The organism is Streptomyces amakusaensis (assembly GCF_039532665.1).
Lineage (GTDB): Bacteria > Actinomycetota > Actinomycetes > Streptomycetales > Streptomycetaceae > Streptomyces > Streptomyces amakusaensis.
Map to the genome: position 1 here is coordinate 1 of NZ_BAAASB010000091.1, position 694 is coordinate 694.

Sequence of the window (694 nt, forward strand, 5' to 3'; positions counted from 1 at the left end):
TGGTGTTGCGGGCGGATGTGGGGGGGAATCCGTCGTTCGGTGAGTTGTTGGGTCGGGTTCGGGAGGCGGATCTGGCGGCGTACGCGCATCAGGATCTGCCGTTCGAGCGGTTGGTCGACGACCTCAACCCGGCCCGCTCGATGGGCCGCAACCCCCTCTTCCAAGTGACGCTCTCGGTCCAGGGAGCCCAGCGTGAGCGGGGCAGGCTCTGGGATCTGCCCGAACTCGAAGTCACCCCGCTGGCACCCGCGTCCGAGACCACGGCGGCCCGTGTGGATCTCTCGCTGGATCTGAATGAGCACCGTGATGAGGAGGGTGCTCCCGCCGGAATGGTCGGAGCCCTGTTGTACGCGGTGGATCTGTTCGACGAGGTGACGGCTCGGGGGTTGTCTGAGCGGTTGGTTCGGGTGTTGGAGCGGGTGGCGGCTGATCCGGATGTTCGGGTCGGTGAGATTGATGTGCTGGGTGAGGGTGAGCGGTCGCGGGTGGTGGAGCGGTGGAATGAGACCGCTGTGCCGGTGGTGTCGGGTTCGCTTGCGGGGTTGTTCGAGGCTCAGGTGGGTCGTGCGCGGGATGCGGTCGCGGTGATCGGTGGGGATCGTCGTTGGTCGTACGCGGAGTTGGACGCGGCGGCTGATCGGGTGGCGCGTGGGCTGGTGGCGCGTGGTGTGGGTCGTGGTGATCTGGTGGGGGT

At 67.1% G+C, this 694-nt stretch carries 1 protein-coding gene; it reads left to right on the forward strand.

Going from position 1 to position 694, the window contains the following annotated elements:
• Positions 1-694: condensation domain-containing protein (locus tag ABD371_RS35765; protein WP_344486972.1), on the forward strand; the 694-nt coding region annotated here is incomplete at both ends.